Source organism: Neobacillus sedimentimangrovi (assembly GCF_010614825.1).
GTDB lineage: Bacteria > Bacillota > Bacilli > Bacillales > Cytobacillaceae > Neobacillus > Neobacillus thermocopriae.
Genome location: NZ_JAAFZF010000032.1, coordinates 5,854 through 22,057 on the forward strand (window position 1 = coordinate 5,854; position 16,204 = coordinate 22,057).

Here is a 16,204-nt window from a genome sequence, read left to right on the forward strand (position 1 = left end):
ACCTTCGTTTTTTATTTTTATGAAATCGTTATTCTTTATGAACCTCAGGTGGAAAAACCATCCTACATATCACTTTTGCTAACTGGTAATAATCTACATGTCCCCCGTCTTGAACCTCTTTTTCATGAGCATTTTCCACTAAAGTCATGATAGACCATGAAACGGTATCAAAGTCTAAATCTTTCCAAGTCCATCCCTTTTCAAATGCTTGTTTCAATCCTGAATATATTCTAGAATGAATTTTCCTTCTGGCTTCACTTATTGCCTCTGCTAATTCAGGATCTTTTGGTAATAATTCCTGTAGGACCCTATGAAGCCCGAATTTATTTAAACGTTTTCCATGATCTTCTAACATCTTAGCTATAAACGATACAGGATCAGGCGTAGACCAACTCGGTTCAGGAGGAAAAAATTCTTCTATTTTATCCTCCAATAAGGACATTAATAGCTGACGTTTGTCTGAAAAATACCGATAAAAGGTACCCGTAGCCACTCCTGCGTGTGCGGCAATGTCTTTTGCCGTCGTTTGTTCATATCCCTTATCAATAAATAAAATTCTTCCACTTTCTAAAAGAGCATTTCTTTTTTGTTGTGCCCTTTTCTGCTTAGGAACTATTGGAAAATTTCCGACGAGCAGGTCTTCACGCTCTGTCATATGACCACCTCATCCTAATGATAACATAAACAAAAAATATGAACCATAATTCACATTTTTATTGACATTGATTGTTATCCCATGTCATACTTGAACTATAGTTCATGTTATAATAATCTTTTTTATTTACTCAATTTCATTTAAATGATGATTGTGAGCAGCATTTCATTTTTTTGAAAAACCTATATGGGAAAGAAGGATATTAAAATATTTTTCCGAATATTATAATGTAAATTTATATAGGTTATCTATTCGAAAGGTGTTGATTCACATGGCCAATCAATCTGAATCGAAAAAAATCTCAGTAAATTCCACGATTTCACTTAAAGGAATCGTTAAAGCCATTTTCAACGATACCGTTCACGTCCAAATCGGCGGAAAAATTATAACCTTACCCAAAAAGGATTTTCTCCTTGAAGGACCTGCAAATTAAAAAATTTTAAATAGATGGTAAAAATCAGTCCAGCATTTTTTAGTGCTGGGCTTTTTTTTATTAAAGCATTAAAACATTTTGTCGCAATTCTTTAAAAATGTGATATATTCATATAAACAAAAAATTTTGGGAGTGAGAAAAACAATGAAACTCGACATTCAACGGACGTACAATTTTAATGCTGGTCCCTCTGCCCTTCCATTATCTGTACTAGAAAAAGCGCAGGCAGAGCTTGTCAATTTTCGTGGGACGGGTATGTCAGTAATGGAATTGAGCCATCGAAGTGCTGCTTATGAGGAAGTTCATAATCTAGCAAAATCCCGTTTGAAAGAATTATTATCGATTCCTGATGATTATGAAATTCTTTTTCTTCAAGGGGGAGCAAGTCTTCAATTTTCAATGATTCCTATGAATTTTTTACAAAGTGGTAAAAAAGCTAGTTATGTCATGACCGGATCTTGGTCAGAAAAAGCATTTAAAGAGGCCAAATTGTTTGGCGAAGTCTATCAAGCTGCGTCAACCAAGGAGGATAAATATCGGACGATTCCAAAACTATCTGATCTAATATTCGATCAGTCTGACGCCTATTTACATATTACTTCGAACAACACGATTTATGGAACACAGTGGAAAGTTTTTCCTGACACTGAAAATGTCCCATTAATTGCAGACATGTCCAGTGATATTCTTTCAAGGCCAATTGATGTGAGCAAATTTGCTTTAATTTATGCTGGTGCTCAGAAAAACCTTGGTCCTTCTGGTGTAACGGTTGTGATTATACGAAAGGAATTGTTGGAACAAGCCAATACCAATATTCCGACAATGCTAAAATACAGCACCCATGTGAATAACAACTCCCTATATAACACCCCTCCGACATTCGGTATTTACATGCTTGGTGAGGTTCTAGGCTGGGTTCAGGAACAAGGTGGTATCCAAGAAATTGCTAAACGAAATGAAGAAAAAGCAAAACTTATTTACGATGTGATTGATCAAAGTAATGGATTCTATATCGGCCACGCTGACACTGATAGTCGTTCACTGATGAATATTACTTTTAATTTACAATCGGAAGAACTTGAAAAGAAATTTTTGTCTGAAGCAAAGAAAGAAGGTTTTGTTGGTGTAAATGGACATCGATCCATTGGCGGATGCCGTGCATCAACGTATAATGCCGTTCCATATGAAGCTTGTAAAGCATTTAGTGAATTTATGGTTCAATTTCAAAAGCACAATGGTTAATAAAATAAAGAAGATAAAATGCAAGTCGAATCTTGCTTTTTATCTTCTGACCTTTATTTCATTGCATTCGTATATTTAAAATCACAAGACTCAAGATGATCATTAACCATCCCAACAGCTTGCATAAATGCATAACAAATCGTTGAACCGACAAACTTAAAGCCACGTTTTTTTAATTCTTTGCTCATTTTATCGCTTATTTCTGTGGTAGCCGGGACCTCACTTAATTCTTTATAATGATTAATGATCGGCTTTCCATCCACAAATGACCAAATATAGGATTGAAAGGATCCAAACTCCTCAACTACCTTTAGAAAAGCTTTTGCATTGGAAATAACCGCATGAATCTTCAATTTATTTCGAACAATACCTTCATTATTTAATAATTCTTCCACTTTCTTTTCATCATACATCACGATTTTTTCTGGATCAAAGTTATCGAAAGCCTTCCGGTAATTCTCCCGCTTTTTTAAAATGGTATACCAGCTAAGGCCAGCCTGTGCCCCTTCAAGGTTTAAATACTCAAACAACAAACGATCATCATATATGGGAACACCCCATTCATGATCATGATAATGGATATACAACGGATCTTGATTTACCCAGCCACAGCGATTCATCAAAAAACCTCCATTCTTTTTCCGCTTTTATAATTATTCATTCATCTCATTCCAATTAGAAATAAGGCTTTTTTTCCTCCATTTTTGTGTGACATTGATGTACAAATATAAAGAGTGAAATGAAGTATAGAATTATTCATTAATAATGACAATTCATGGAATGTTTAAATGAATAAGCCTAATCGGTATCAGGGGACTAGTTGAAATATTCATAAGGGGGAAGTACGATTTGCTTGAACCGTTTATTTTTTCTTCATCAGTCAAAAAGTGAGGATCTTCAAATGAATGGAAAAAAACGCCCAAATCACCGTAGTGATTATGGACGATTTTTTCATTAAACCATTAAACCCCTTGAGTAAAAGCTTCTGTTAATACTGGTACAATTTGTTTCTTTCTTGATACTACACCTTTCAGTAGTGCAGTATTATTTGTCAAAGTAACGTTGTATGCCTTTTCTACGGCAGCTGCTTTGCTACCTAAAGCTAATCCAATGGAATCATTATTTAAAATATCAGTAACAACTAATAAGAATAAATCTAGATTTTTTTCGGCAATTTTTTCGTTGATGGCAGCTTCTAATTCCTCTTTTCTTGAAAGGATTTCATCTGTATCAACAGCATTTACCTGAGCAATCTCTACTTTATTTCCAGCCATATCAAATTCTTTTGCATCAAGGCTCAATAACTCTGCAACAGATTTGTCGCTTAAATCTGCCCCTGCTTTTAACATTTCAAGCCCGTATTTTTCCGCATCTACACCAGCGATTTCTGCCAACTCACGAGCCGCAGCAACATCTTCTTCTGTGCAAGTTGGTGATTTAAATAACAAAGAATCAGAAATAATTGCAGATAACATAAGACCTGCGATCTCTTTCTTAATTTCCTTGCCATGTTCTTTATACATTTTATTTAGAATGGTTGCTGTACAGCCAACTGGTTCACAGCGGTAATATAATGGATCACTCGTTTCAAAATTCGCAATACGGTGATGGTCAATTACTTCTAAAATACGAACTTCAGTAATATCATCCGCACTTTGCTGACGCTCATTGTGGTCAACTAAAATGACAGAGTTCACTTCTGTTGCCACTGTTTCTACTAGTCGAGGTGCTTCTACATTAAATTGGTTTAGTGCATATTGTGTTTCACCATTAATTTGTCCAAGACGGACAGGCTCAACATCCATTCCAAGCTGTTTTTTCAAATCTGCATAAGCAATTGCTGAACAAATAGAATCTGTGTCCGGATTTTTATGACCGAAAATAAGTACTTTTTCCATTCTATTACTCCTAACCATATGTAATAATGTAAGGAAAAGCCAAAAAAGGTATTTCCCTATCCGAAATTATATATGATTCCGCGAAAGGATTCAAAATAAAATCTACTATTTTAAGTGAAGTTATCTTTTATTTTCATAATAATTAACCTAAAAAACTCCACAGTGATTGATTATCAAATATTACATAAATGAATCTAAGGAATATCCTTTTTCTTCTAAACACTTTCGCATACGGAGAATGGCTTTCGAATGAATTTGAGAAATTCTCCCTTTCGTCAGATTTAGAACTTCGGATATTTCCACTTGTGACAATCCCTCGTAATAGATTAAAGTGATAACTAGCCTTTCTTTTTCAGGCATTTTGTCGATACATTCTGCAATCAGTTCACGGAATTCGGATTTTTGCAATTCCTTCTCCTGTGATTCGATGGTTTCATCCTTAATCTGATCAATACGACTTTGTTGTTTGCTATCTTCATCATTGGTGTTCACCGGTTCATCCAGTGAAAGCAGAGTGGATAACGCTAAAGCAGACATCACTTGATCCACTTCATCTAGGGACATCTCCAAAAATTGACTTAATTCTGTCTCCGTCGGTGTTCTCATTAATTTTTGTTCTAGTTGACTTATAGCGGCATTCATTTTTTTGGCTTTTTCTCTTATACCGCGAGGCACCCAATCCATTTTGCGAATGCCATCGAGCATAGCCCCTTTAATGCGCCATAACCCAAATGTCTCAAATTGGTATCCCTTTTTGTAATCAAACTTCTTGATCGCTTCGATTAATCCGATATAACCAAGTCCCATTAAATCTTCCTTAGAAATAATTCGCTGAGGAATACATGAGCTCATACGATTAGCCATCTGCTCTACTAAATAACTGTATTGCCTTACTAAATGATCCTGTGAAACAAAGTCAAGATTCTCCCGATACTTTCTCCATAATGGATAATGAGGTATGGGATCATTCACTAAAGGTTTCAAAGCCTATCCCCCCTTGATTTGCTTTGTGCAAAATACTAGTAATCTACTATTTTTCATTTTTCAAGGTGCTTCCGTTTTCGTTTTTTCTCTCCCATGTAAAGCATCTAGTGGGACGGCATGAAATGATGTTTCTTTCATCGGATTCTCAATGGAATCGTTCGCGAGAGTCTCCTCTTTTTGAGTTTTTTCTACTTTCAGAAATTCACTTGTATCTAATTGCTGTTTCGAAATAGATTGATTGATTACGAGCCGAATTACACTTCCTAATATGAAAAAGAGTAAAAACCCGATAGCTGCCCATAATAAAGCGGTTAGCCAAGTGTTATTAAAAATAGAGAACAAAAAGGTCAACAGGAATGCCGACAATCCTAAAATCGCTTGATGGCGCCATTTTGATGTCATCAAGTCATCACCTCTATGTCATTTTGCCCAGTGATAATATTTTTTCAAAAAAGCCTTTAATACCTTTTAATGGGGCTTGATGAGTTTGTCCCCATTTTTTTTACACAAGCTGGAACGTATGCCCCGACTTTAGGGGTACTTGGGGCAGTCGTTGGTCTGGTTGCCTCACTCGGAAATTTAGAAGATGTAAACGAAATTGGTCATTCCATTTCAGCAGCTTTTATTGCTACATTATTTGGTATTTTTTCCGGGTATGTACTTTGGCACCCTTTGGCAAACAAATTAAAACGGATTTCAAAAAGAGAGCAAGAATTGAAGCTTCTAACCATCGAAGGGTTGCTTGCTATTTATAAAGGAGTTTCCCCAAGTGCCTTGGAAAAGAAATTATCTGCCTCTCTTCCTCCAAAAGAACGGAAATATCTTGAAATGGTAATGGAGGATGAATCATGAGGAAAAAGCGGAGAAGATTTGATGATGAGCATGAAGAACATATTAATGAATCTTGGCTTATTCCATATGCGGACATTCTAACTTTATTATTGGCATTATTTATCGTTCTGTTTGCATCCAGTATTATTGACGCAGAGAAGTTTAGATCGATTATGGAATCCTTTAAGTCTGAGCTAACTGGTACAAAAATTGATCATACTACAAGTCTTTCTGTTCAGCTTCCAGCAGATAAAAAGCCTGTTGAGGAAAATTCGGAAGAAGCGAGGAAAGAACAGGCCGAACTTGATGAATTACTATCAAAATTAGAAAAGTTTATCACAGAAAACAATTTGCAGGCAGTTATTACTTTGCAAGATTCAAAAAGGGGTGTAGAAATCGCCTTAAAGGAAGTCATCTTATTTGATCAAGGGAAAGCCGATTTAAAGGAATCTTCCTACCCAACCTTAGATGTGTTAGTGAATTTAGCTAAAACTGTTTCAAACCCAATAAGTATTGAAGGCCATACAGATAATGTACCAATAAAAAATTCTAAATTTCCATCCAACTGGGAGCTCTCTTCGGCCAGAGCTGTTAGCGTCCTTCACTATTTTGCCTCTAAAGGCATTTCCCAAGACCGAATGCAGTTTGTGGGATATGGAGAATTCAAGCCACTCTATCCAAATGATACAGAAGAACATAAACAATCGAACCGTAGAGTTAATATTGTCATTTTAAGAGTAAATAAATCATCATGAAAGAAATGCTGACACTTAAAAGATCGTAATCTTAGAGTGTCAGCATTTTTGTCATTCTAATTCATCCTTTTCACCATTTGCACCTGTTCTGTTGTTTTTTGAAAACCGTTTGCCTGTAAATATTGAATGGCCGGATTCGATAACGAGCTATTTATTGTCATAAATTCCACTTGATTGCCTACCTCACCTGAAATACTGAAAAGAATCATATCCATGATCTCCCTATGTATCTCGCAAAATAGCTCAAGCTGGTAGATAATCACTTTTTCTACTTTGCCTTCTTTACTCCAAATTCTTCTGTACAAACAATAACCAAGAATATTGTTCTCACTGTCATAATAAATTTGAGACTCACCAGTTTTCACACTTTGCCACTGACACTGCCATGGTACATTTTCATGATAAAACGGTTTTTGGGAAAGCTGTTCCGGGCGAATGGCTTTTACCTGAATGGATGTGTCCAGTTTAGTGGCAAATTCTCGAGTTCCATTTAATAAAACAAGCGAATCGACTATTTCATAACCAAAACGTTTGTATAAACGAATAGCTCTTTCATTTTCTTTAATGGCTTCCAAGGTGGCGACTTCGATCCCCTCTTTTTCATAGATCTTAAGGACCTCTTCCATTAATAGCCTTGAAACCCCTTTTCCTCGGTATTCCGGTGCAACCCCAGTTCCTCCGTTCCATGCCATCTTCTTTCCGTTTAATGTTCGGATCCCATTCACAAGAATAGCGACAGGCTCCTTTCCATGAAATGCCACAAAGGAAAGATTCATGGATAATCCTTCATTGACCATTCGATGAAAAAAAGTATCAGGAGTCATTTCGATTTTAATGTAATAGCCTTCAAAACCGCGGTTCCATGCCTTTATAATGTCTTCTATTCTACACTCCGTTAATTTTTTAAAATTTATCTCCATCTATACTCCCCCTTAATATGAACGGATCATCTCTCTTTTATTAATAATGCAAATAATTTGAATATTATTTCGAAATAAAAAAAATAAAAGTTTGAAATTCATTTATACTGTTCAAAAGTGTTTATTTTTTCTTCTTATAACAAAAGATAAAACAGATATTCTTTTTGAATATCATCGTTTCAAAATCCTAAGATGAGGTGATTGGATGAGCTACAGAGATGGAATTGACGCACAGTCAGCGAAGTTTCTTCATACCTGGACAAGACCAAAACATCAAAAGTCACAGGTTAACGGCCAAACTCGAGGCACAGTATCCTCCATCATCTTAAGGACTAATGCTAAGGCCCACCGCTGGTAAGGGATTAGCATAGAAACGATTAGCGGAAGTATCCTTTTTACTTCCAAAAATGCAAGAAAAACCTTTTCTTGATCATGTTGATCAGGAAGAGGTTTTTCTCCTTGTATAGGATTTTTCTTATTGATGAAAAGAATAGGATCGATTAACATAAAAAGCAAGTTTATTTATTTTTCCTTTAGGAGAGATCCCATGTATCAAGATTACCAAATTAGAGACGCAAAACTGGAAGATTTACCAGTCATTATTGATATTTATAATTCCACCATTGCAAGTAGAATGGTGACAGCGGATACAGAACCGGTTAATGTGAAAGATCGACTTCAATGGTTCCATGAACACTCACCAACATTTCGCCCACTTTGGGTTGTAGAGGAACATGGAACAATCTGTGGATGGCTAAGTTTTCAATCGTTTTATGGGAGACCTGCCTATCAGGCTACAGCTGAAATCAGCATTTATATCCATCCGGATTATCGAGGAAAACGATTAGGCAAATATCTTCTCCAAAAAGCAATAGATGACTGTCCAAAATTACATATAAAAACCTTACTTGGATTTATTTTTGCCCATAATGAACCTAGTTTAAAGTTATTTTACAGCCATGGTTTTGAGAAATGGGCTCATCTGCCGAAAGTGGCAGAGTTGGACCGTGTAGAAAGAGATTTACTGATCCTTGGAAAAAGAATAGGATAAATACCATTATTCTTTGATTAGCGAAATAGAATACTTGCTAAAAGATTTAAACTTTAGGTATTTAAAGAAAATCCATCATGACAAAAAGATCCTCCTCTCAACAGTTAGAGACGAGGATTTGATACAATTAATTGCCCTGATTGCCCTGATTCCCCTGCTCGCCAGATGGTGAGCTTCCCTTCTTATTATATCGAATAAAAGCAATAATAAGTAGAATAATGGGCAAAATAATTTGCATTGGCCAATGTATAAAGTAAGGAGCATATTTCAAACCTTCCTCAACATGTTCGGAATAACTTTCCGCAATCGTTAAAGATGCTATTAAAATTAATAATCCGATTGGATAAGTAATAATCCTTTGATTTTTTAATTGAAAAAGATCCGCACTCCCCGCAACTGCAGCATAATAAAAAATCGTCACTTTGAAAAACCCGGCAATCACTAGATAAATCATAAAAAAAACATCTAGCCGTTGAATAAATTCAGCTATTTCAATCCTCCCAATTGTATTTAAAAGAGGAAAGGAGGAGCGTGACAATGGTATTACACCAAGAACAGAAATATTGATGATGACTGTAATGGTTATATTGATGCCAGCTAATATTATCCCACCCAAACAGGTCCACTTTGCTTTTTTCTGATCATTAACAAATGGGAGCAACATCGTACAAACAATCATTTCACCGAATGGAAACGTTAATGTTTGTCCAATAAACGCTTTAAAAATAGGCCTCCAACCATTTTCATAAATGGGCAAAAGGTTTCCCCAATTTATCTCTCCTGAAGAAATAATTAAAATAAATCCCACAATCGCCAAAAGATATATAACCATGATATAAAACTGTCCAACTCTGGCAATGACTTCAATCCCCTTATGGATCGCATAAAAAATTGTTAACATCATTAGTGTATTAATGACAAAAAGGGGGGTAGTCATATAGAAAGCTGAAACTAGCAGGGATCCAAAATCGCGCAACACCCTGGCAGCGATGTACAAAAAATAAATAATATAGAGGAATCCTATGATTTTCCCAATCCATTTTCCCGTGATTTTTTGAGCATAGCTAGTAAGAGGGAGGTCCGGGAAAAATTTATATAGACGGTAATAAATCAGAAAGAGGAGAATTCCTCCCAATAGACCTAATAAAATGGCTATCCAAGCATCTTGCTTCGCCTCGCCTCCCAAATTAAACAGAATGGCGCTCCCCATTTCAAATAAAACAATTAAAACAAATAATTGAGATCCATTGATTTTTGCATTCTCCATTTTCTACTGCCCTCCCACTTTCAATCATGATGTCAACTTCATTTTTTTAAATCTACCCAAAATGGGTTTGTCCGAACACCCCCTTGTCGTACGTATACCTCTACTTTCACTTTTACATCTGATTCAGCAAAATGTTCATTCCAATTTCCTTTTAATTCTTTCCAAAGTTTTGGATTTTTACGATGAACCTTTTCTCCGAAACCAAAAATATCACTTTTTAGTTTTTGTGCTTCATGCACAGTTCTACGGATATCATTTTTGATAAATTCTTCCGCGATTCCCCCAATTTTCGTCAGTTCATTTGGATCTTCCAGATCGATGGGCGCATTTGCCTCACTGACCCATCCTTCCGTTTTTATTGATACTTGAAAGATTGGTTTTTTGTTCATAAAGCGGACGGAGGTAGAAGTTCTTGACCTTAGTGGCACAAAATTAATCACATTTTTTTTTCCTTCCCAATCCAAATTTAGTTCCGTATTTTTCAACTTGTTCGTTACCCAGTTGACCCCTCGAGATTTATCACCATCCATCCATCCTACTAATTTCCCTTGTCTGAAAACAGCTAATCCGTTAGCCATAATGATGGCTGAAACCTTAGAATTTTCAATGCTTTTTGGGGTCCCTATTAAATTCTTCTTCCCTTTAACTATATAACCAGTTGCTATTGACTCTCTTTCTTCACTTATAATTCCATCCAAAAAATTATCAATATCAATTTTTATATCTTTTCCTAATACCTTTTCACTAATTTGAATCTGCTTTGTTATTTTGTTAACCGGCATTTGTTCTGTTATTGATAACGCGGACAAAATATCTTCTGCTGTGACCTTTTGAGCAATCACAATTTGGGCTGTTCTACGAAAATCCGGATCCCTTGTTAAGGCATCAAAAATTCCAAGCATTAAATTTTTATCTTTGGCAACTTTATCACTCACCACAACCAAATTTGTATGGGCATAATATAATTGCCTTCCAACTATTTTATGAACATTTCTGGATGCTTCTGTTAACGTATCCCCAGGAGATTTCACGACAGTAATGGGTGGTCCTTGAGATACGTTTCCTCCTTCCCTAGAAGAAACGTTTCTTGGAAGGATGATCTGAAATGAAACATCATATTTTTTATTTTTTCCTTTATCAATACCCAAGCCCATGATAAAGGCCAAATTTGTCATTTCATTTTGATCCCAGCAAGAGCTGAGAACAGGGGTCAACAGGAAGATGATTAATGTAGTCAGTATTTTTTTCTTCATCCTTGATCCCCCTTATTCGTTTGATCTTGACCTTGTGAAGGTGGTCCAGGTTTTTGGTTCTCCCCAGTGCGGGCTAAATTACCCTTACTAATAAATTTAGGCCTATTTTTCATCGCCCAAATAGGAAAACGAATAAATACATCTTGTTGACCACGAAGACTAAATGGAGCTAATGGCATCATGTAAGGAATGCCAAAAGACCTTAATGAACATAAATGAATCATTATAAAAGTGACTCCTAATAAAAGTCCATAAAATCCCAAAATCGAGGCAAGAATCATAAGTATAAATCGCAATAATCTTGCGGAAATTGCCATTGAAAAAACAGGCGTTGAGAAATTAGCAATGGCCGTAATGGATACAACAATTACCATCACAGGTGATACAAACCCTGCCTGAACCGCAGCCTGTCCAATAACAAGTGCACCTACGATTGATACAGCCTGTCCAACCGCCCTTGGGAGACGAAGTCCTGCTTCCCTCAATATTTCGAACGTAACTTCCATGATAAAAGCCTCGACAAATGCCGGAAAGGGAACCGCTTCTCGTTGGGCGGCAATGGCAATAAGAAGAGTAGTTGGTATCATCTCTTGATGGAACGTCGTTGCTGCAATATATAGGGAAGGGCCGATGAATGAAATAAAAAATGACAAAATACGTAAAAGGCGAATGGCTGTAGATATATCAAATCGGGAATAGTAATCATCAGGCGACTGAAAAAATTGAATAAATAACGCAGGGACAGTAACTACAAATGGAGAACCATCCACTAATATCGCCACTCTTCCTTCGAGCAGTTGAGAGACAACGATATCCGGTCGTTCTGAATGATATGTAGTGGGGAAATTGGTCCAAGTTTGATCTTCAATTAACTGTTCAATATAACCTGAGGAAAGAACAGAATCAATATCAATCCGTTTTAGTCTCTCCTTGACTTCTTTTACAATTTTCTCATTGGCTATTCCCTTTATATACATGATTCCAATATCTGTTTGTGTTACCGTCCCAATTTTCATTGGCTCAAGCCATAAATTAGGACTTTTTATCCGCCGACGTATTAAGGCTGTATTCGTGCGTATGGTTTCGGTAAATGAATCCCTTGGCCCCCGAATGGAAAGTTGGGTGGTTGGTTCAGTGATTGCCCTCTTTTCCCACCCTTTTGTTTCTACATCAATGGCACGATTATATCCATCTAAAAAAAACAATGTATTTCCTGACAGAAATGAATCAAACACTTCATTCCAATTTGTAATGGTTTGAATATTACCAAGACCGATCGTTTTACGCATTAGAACTTCAAACAAATTTTGATTACTATCTACCTTACTATCTGAAATACTCTCTAAAAAAAAATCACTGATCATTTGGTTATCCGCCAAACCATCAATATAAATGGCTGTTCCTCTCAGTGAGCCGAGCTTAAAATCACGGAATACCAAATCTGAACTATTTCCTAATTCCCCTTTAATACGGAATATATTCTCATCTATGTTCCTTAAAATAACTTGATTTTCAGGTTTCTGCGGATCTAGTTCTTGACGGTAATTATCATTTTGCCTTTTTTTATTCTTGTTTTTTCGCCAATTTGATAAAATAGACACCACTTCCTCCTCACCTTTTCAACAAAGTTATATTGGTTATATTGCCCAAATGTCCTGTTTTTATCCAAATAGTCCAATTGTTTATCCTTTAGTGAAGGATTAGGAATTAGACGATGATTTATACTATAAACATTAAAGCGAATATTAAAGGTGTGAACCTTGTGAAACTAATTCTTGTCACAACACTACTAAGTTTTGGGCTATTTTCTGTTATCATTGCCATGGATTTTATAATGGGTTTGACGGAAAAAAACATTATTGCAACAGCATTGAACCCATTTAAAGTGATGGAACCAAATGAATATTTTATTTTGTTTCTTTTATTTCTTGTCTTTATTATAGATATGATTGGTTTCTATCTAAACAAGAAACGACAAAGTCCATCTCAACCAAATAATGAGGGTACCCCAAAAGGATAACTTTTTGGAGCACCCTCATTTTGTTTATAATAAACCTTGTCGGTAAATGACCGAACTAATTGTTTTACTTTTCGTGGATGTAAATCTGAAACAGTCTCTAACACACTTCCAGCTCTCTGCCCCAAATTCCCACAGAAGTTTGCAGTGTTTCCTTTCCAACAACAAAGTGGGAAATTCCTCTTTAAAATTAAGCAAAACTGTATGATAACATTTGTTTTTAGTTTATAGGTTGCAGCCTACTTTTCCCTAACTTCTTTATTATCTAGTCGTCCTTTTTCTAAAAAAAGAGACGGAATATAATATGAATGAATGCGGCGGCGCTCTCACTCACCTGTTGTTAATTAGGATCTTTATATTGCATAGCCCTTGAACTATCGCCATATCCTTTTGTCGTTGGATCTTGAACAATTCCCAACATTGAAAGAATAACAAATACAGCATTAACCAAAGTGAGGATCCAATCTTCTACTGCCTCAGAGAGTTGAAAATCGGTTACTCCTAAGGAATTTAATCCCCCTAAAATGATTTGGGCCACTATAAAAAGCTGAGATATAAAGGCAATCACCCAATTCCGATTTTTTAAACGGACCTTCCAATTTATCATTTTGTCAACCCCTTCCCCCAAGCTTACTATTTCTAATAACATATGCGTGTGACCAATCTCGGTAGTCCACGAATATCACGTTATACGCTATTTTTCATACCCAAAACAAGCTATCATTGGTCTTTTTCAATTGAAATATTTATAATAAAGTCACAACATCCCCAAAAAGGTAAGGTGAGAATATGGAAAAGCTAAATACCTACTGGGAAATGATATTGCGTTTCTGGAAAAAGAAACACTTAACACAATTATTGCTTTTACTCATTCTCGTGACCATTTTAGGAACGATTTCTTATTTTGGCTGGCTCGCAGCACGTACCAATGTTCAATCACTAAAGGATGGATTAAGTCAGCCGACAGTTATTTATGATAGGAATGGTCAAATCGCGACAAATGCTATCACAAACCGAACAGTCGGTGTGTCAATAGAAGAACTGCCCAAACATATTCCTAATGCAGTGGTGGCGATTGAAGATGAACGTTTTTATGAACATAATGGTTTTGACTTAAAAGGAATTGCACGTGCCTTCTTTAAAAATTTAATTGCTGGAAGGATTACTGGTGGTGGTAGTACAATTACCCAACAATTGACAAAGAACGCACTTCTTTCCCCAGAGCAAACCTATAAACGTAAAGCGGAAGAATTATTTTTAGCAGTAAAAATTGAAAAAGAATATGAAAAAAATGAAATCCTCCAAATGTATTTGAACCAAGTATATTTTGGTAGTGGTGCCTGGGGAATTGGGAATGCTTCGAAGAAATATTTTAATAAAAATATTAAGGACGTTACGATTAGTGAAGCTGCATTATTAGCCGGTCTCCTTCAAGCACCGAACTACTATAATCCTTATAAGAATTATGATGAAGCGATTGAGAGAAGAAACGTTGTTTTAGCAAAAATGAAAGAGCATGGGATGATTACTGATGAACAATACAATCAGGCCAAAAAGGAAAAAATTCGTCTCAAAGATGGAGGAGGAAGCTTTGTCGACCGTAAGTATCCATACTATGTGGATGCCGTAATAAACGAAGCGATCACCAAATATGGTCTGACTCAAGATGAAATTTTAACTAGAGGCTACCGGATTTATACGGAATTGGACCAAAACTTACAGAAAGGATTAGAGAAGGTTTATGCAAATAACTCCCTTTTCCCTAGAAGTATGGGAGGTAAAATGGTTCAAAGTGGCTCCGTGTTAATGGATCCTCATACAGGAGGAGTCCTTGCCCTTGTAGGAGGACGTGGGGAAACGGTATTCCGTGGGTTCAATCGGGCAACACAGCTAAAAGCTCAGCCAGGCTCTACTATTAAACCGCTTGTTGCTTACACACCTGCTCTTGAAGAAGGTTACTCCTATTCCTCCGAGTTAGTAGATGAACCGATGAGCTTTGGAAATTATAAACCAGAAAATTTCAGCAAAACCTATCAAGGCAAGGTTCCGATGTATAAGGCCTTAGAGGAATCATTAAATGTACCAACCGTATGGCTTTTAGATCAAATCGGTTTGAACAAAGGGCTTGAATCATTAGAGGAATTTGGCATCCAAGTTGAAAATGAGGATAAAAACTTGGCTATTGCTTTAGGTGGAATGAGTAAGGGGGTATCTCCTCTACAAATGGCAAATGCTTTTTCTGCTTTTGCCAATGAAGGAAAACGGCAAGATAGTCATCTCATTACAAAAATTGTCGGCCCAACTGGTGACATTATTGCAGAACATGAGGCAGAAACAACTAAAGTTACATCCAAAAAGGTCGCGAATGAAATGACCTCTATGCTATTAAATGTGGTTGAATCGGGAACTGGTCAAAAGGCCCGGATTCCAGGGGTGCAAATAGCCGCTAAAACGGGTTCTACCCAGTTACCATACAATGATATTAATGGTACAAAAGATCAATGGATGGTCGGATATACCCCGAATCTTGTCGGAGCCGTTTGGATCGGCTTTGATCAAACGGACAGACAGCACTATCTTCCAAGCTCCAGTTCTGCAAATGTTGTGCCGATTTTTAAGGAAATAATGAAAACATCACTCACACATTTACCGAAAGAAAATTTCGAGGTCGTTTCTGTTAATTCTTTGTTAGCGGGTGAATCCCACCCTTATTCAAAAATCCGAGAACAAGCGGAACAAATAAGTAAAGAGTTAAATGAACACGCAGAAAAAATAGGGGAAACCATTAAAGAAAATGCCCCTGAGTGGAAAAGAAAATTGGACGAAACTATGTACCAAATAGGTAAAGGAGTCAATTCCATTATTGAAAAATTACAGGAAGCACGATAATAAAGCACG

The 16,204-nt window shown here is 36.4% G+C and carries 17 protein-coding genes and 1 pseudogene; 8 read left to right on the top strand and 10 right to left on the bottom strand.

The window, feature by feature from the left end:
* Positions 1–28: 28 nt before the first annotated feature.
* The gene (locus GZA11_RS11115) at positions 29–655 is read right to left on the bottom strand and encodes a TetR/AcrR family transcriptional regulator (RefSeq protein WP_038535049.1); all 627 of its coding nucleotides are present in this window, start codon (positions 653–655) and stop codon (positions 29–31) included.
* A gap of 271 nt (positions 656–926) precedes the next feature.
* Between GZA11_RS11115 and GZA11_RS16520 the strand changes: the two genes are divergently transcribed.
* Together GZA11_RS16520 and serC are read left to right on the top strand one after the other, a co-directional pair.
* Positions 927–1,088: a hypothetical protein gene (locus GZA11_RS16520; RefSeq protein WP_163250558.1), complete on the top strand. Its 162-nt coding sequence runs from the start codon at positions 927–929 to the stop codon at positions 1,086–1,088.
* A 144-nt stretch (positions 1,089–1,232) separates the two neighbouring features.
* Positions 1,233–2,330, top strand: a complete 1,098-nt coding sequence (serC, locus tag GZA11_RS11120) for a 3-phosphoserine/phosphohydroxythreonine transaminase (protein ID WP_163183831.1) — start codon at positions 1,233–1,235, stop codon at positions 2,328–2,330.
* Positions 2,331–2,383: 53 nt separating this feature from the next.
* Here serC and GZA11_RS11125 read toward each other — a convergent pair whose 3' ends face one another.
* From GZA11_RS11125 to GZA11_RS11140, 4 genes are all read right to left on the bottom strand, one after another.
* Entirely contained in the window at positions 2,384–2,950 is a 567-nt protein-coding gene (locus GZA11_RS11125; RefSeq protein WP_163183833.1) for a DNA-3-methyladenine glycosylase I, read from the bottom strand.
* 342 nt (positions 2,951–3,292) lie between these two features.
* Positions 3,293–4,228, bottom strand: coding sequence for a manganese-dependent inorganic pyrophosphatase (locus tag GZA11_RS11130; protein WP_163183835.1), 936 nt, complete (start codon positions 4,226–4,228; stop codon positions 3,293–3,295).
* Positions 4,229–4,408: 180 nt separating this feature from the next.
* On the bottom strand, positions 4,409–5,212 hold the full coding sequence (locus GZA11_RS11135) for a sigma-70 family RNA polymerase sigma factor (RefSeq protein ID WP_235212152.1): 804 nt from the start codon (positions 5,210–5,212) through the stop codon (positions 4,409–4,411).
* A 60-nt stretch (positions 5,213–5,272) separates the two neighbouring features.
* Positions 5,273–5,614 carry a hypothetical protein gene (locus GZA11_RS11140; RefSeq protein WP_038535043.1) on the bottom strand — a complete coding sequence of 114 codons (342 nt, stop codon included), beginning with the start codon at positions 5,612–5,614 and terminating at the stop codon, positions 5,273–5,275.
* Between the two features lie 93 nt (positions 5,615–5,707).
* Between GZA11_RS11140 and GZA11_RS11145 the strand changes: the two are divergent.
* Both GZA11_RS11145 and GZA11_RS11150 read left to right on the top strand, forming a co-directional pair.
* A pseudogene (locus tag GZA11_RS11145) lies at positions 5,708–6,064 on the top strand (MotA/TolQ/ExbB proton channel family protein); the annotation flags it as partial.
* A complete protein-coding gene (locus GZA11_RS11150; RefSeq protein WP_163183839.1) occupies positions 6,061–6,798 on the top strand; it encodes an OmpA family protein in 738 nt (245 codons plus the stop codon). The pseudogene GZA11_RS11145 and the gene GZA11_RS11150, both read left to right, overlap by 4 nt.
* 56 nt (positions 6,799–6,854) lie before the next feature.
* Here GZA11_RS11150 and GZA11_RS11155 read toward each other — a convergent pair whose 3' ends face one another.
* Positions 6,855–7,718: a GNAT family N-acetyltransferase gene (locus tag GZA11_RS11155; protein WP_235924987.1), complete on the bottom strand. Its 864-nt coding sequence runs from the start codon at positions 7,716–7,718 to the stop codon at positions 6,855–6,857.
* A gap of 205 nt (positions 7,719–7,923) precedes the next feature.
* On the opposite strand from GZA11_RS11155, the gene GZA11_RS11160 reads away from it, so the two are divergent.
* Complete coding sequence (locus GZA11_RS11160; RefSeq protein WP_081905006.1) at positions 7,924–8,076, top strand: YpzG family protein; 153 nt, start codon at positions 7,924–7,926, stop codon at positions 8,074–8,076.
* Positions 8,077–8,265: 189 nt separating this feature from the next.
* Positions 8,266–8,769 (top strand): GNAT family N-acetyltransferase, encoded by a 504-nt coding sequence (locus tag GZA11_RS11165; RefSeq protein WP_163183841.1) that lies wholly within the window; start codon positions 8,266–8,268, stop codon positions 8,767–8,769.
* Between the two features lie 127 nt (positions 8,770–8,896).
* On the opposite strand, the gene GZA11_RS11170 is transcribed toward GZA11_RS11165, so the two are convergent.
* Genes GZA11_RS11170 through GZA11_RS11180 form a run of 3 tightly spaced genes read right to left on the bottom strand, consistent with a single transcriptional unit; the run spans position 8,897 to position 12,884 of the window.
* The gene (locus GZA11_RS11170) at positions 8,897–10,036 is read right to left on the bottom strand and encodes a GerAB/ArcD/ProY family transporter (RefSeq protein WP_163183843.1); all 1,140 of its coding nucleotides are present in this window, start codon (positions 10,034–10,036) and stop codon (positions 8,897–8,899) included.
* Between the two features lie 38 nt (positions 10,037–10,074).
* Positions 10,075–11,289 carry a Ger(x)C family spore germination protein gene (locus GZA11_RS11175; protein WP_163183845.1) on the bottom strand — a complete coding sequence of 405 codons (1,215 nt, stop codon included), beginning with the start codon at positions 11,287–11,289 and terminating at the stop codon, positions 10,075–10,077.
* Positions 11,286–12,884, bottom strand: coding sequence for a spore germination protein (locus GZA11_RS11180; RefSeq protein WP_407938559.1), 1,599 nt, complete (start codon positions 12,882–12,884; stop codon positions 11,286–11,288). The genes GZA11_RS11175 and GZA11_RS11180 overlap by 4 nt, the downstream gene beginning before the upstream one ends.
* Before the next feature lie 119 nt (positions 12,885–13,003).
* Between GZA11_RS11180 and GZA11_RS11185 the strand changes: the two genes are divergently transcribed.
* Positions 13,004–13,309, top strand: a complete 306-nt coding sequence (locus GZA11_RS11185; RefSeq protein ID WP_163183849.1) for a hypothetical protein — start codon at positions 13,004–13,006, stop codon at positions 13,307–13,309.
* A 337-nt stretch (positions 13,310–13,646) separates the two neighbouring features.
* Here GZA11_RS11185 and GZA11_RS11190 read toward each other — a convergent pair whose 3' ends face one another.
* A complete protein-coding gene (locus GZA11_RS11190) occupies positions 13,647–13,913 on the bottom strand; it encodes a phage holin (protein ID WP_163183851.1) in 267 nt (88 codons plus the stop codon).
* A gap of 182 nt (positions 13,914–14,095) precedes the next feature.
* On the opposite strand from GZA11_RS11190, the gene GZA11_RS11195 reads away from it, so the two are divergent.
* The gene (locus GZA11_RS11195) at positions 14,096–16,195 is read left to right on the top strand and encodes a transglycosylase domain-containing protein (RefSeq protein ID WP_163183853.1); all 2,100 of its coding nucleotides are present in this window, start codon (positions 14,096–14,098) and stop codon (positions 16,193–16,195) included.
* The last annotated feature ends 9 nt before the right edge of the window (positions 16,196–16,204 follow it).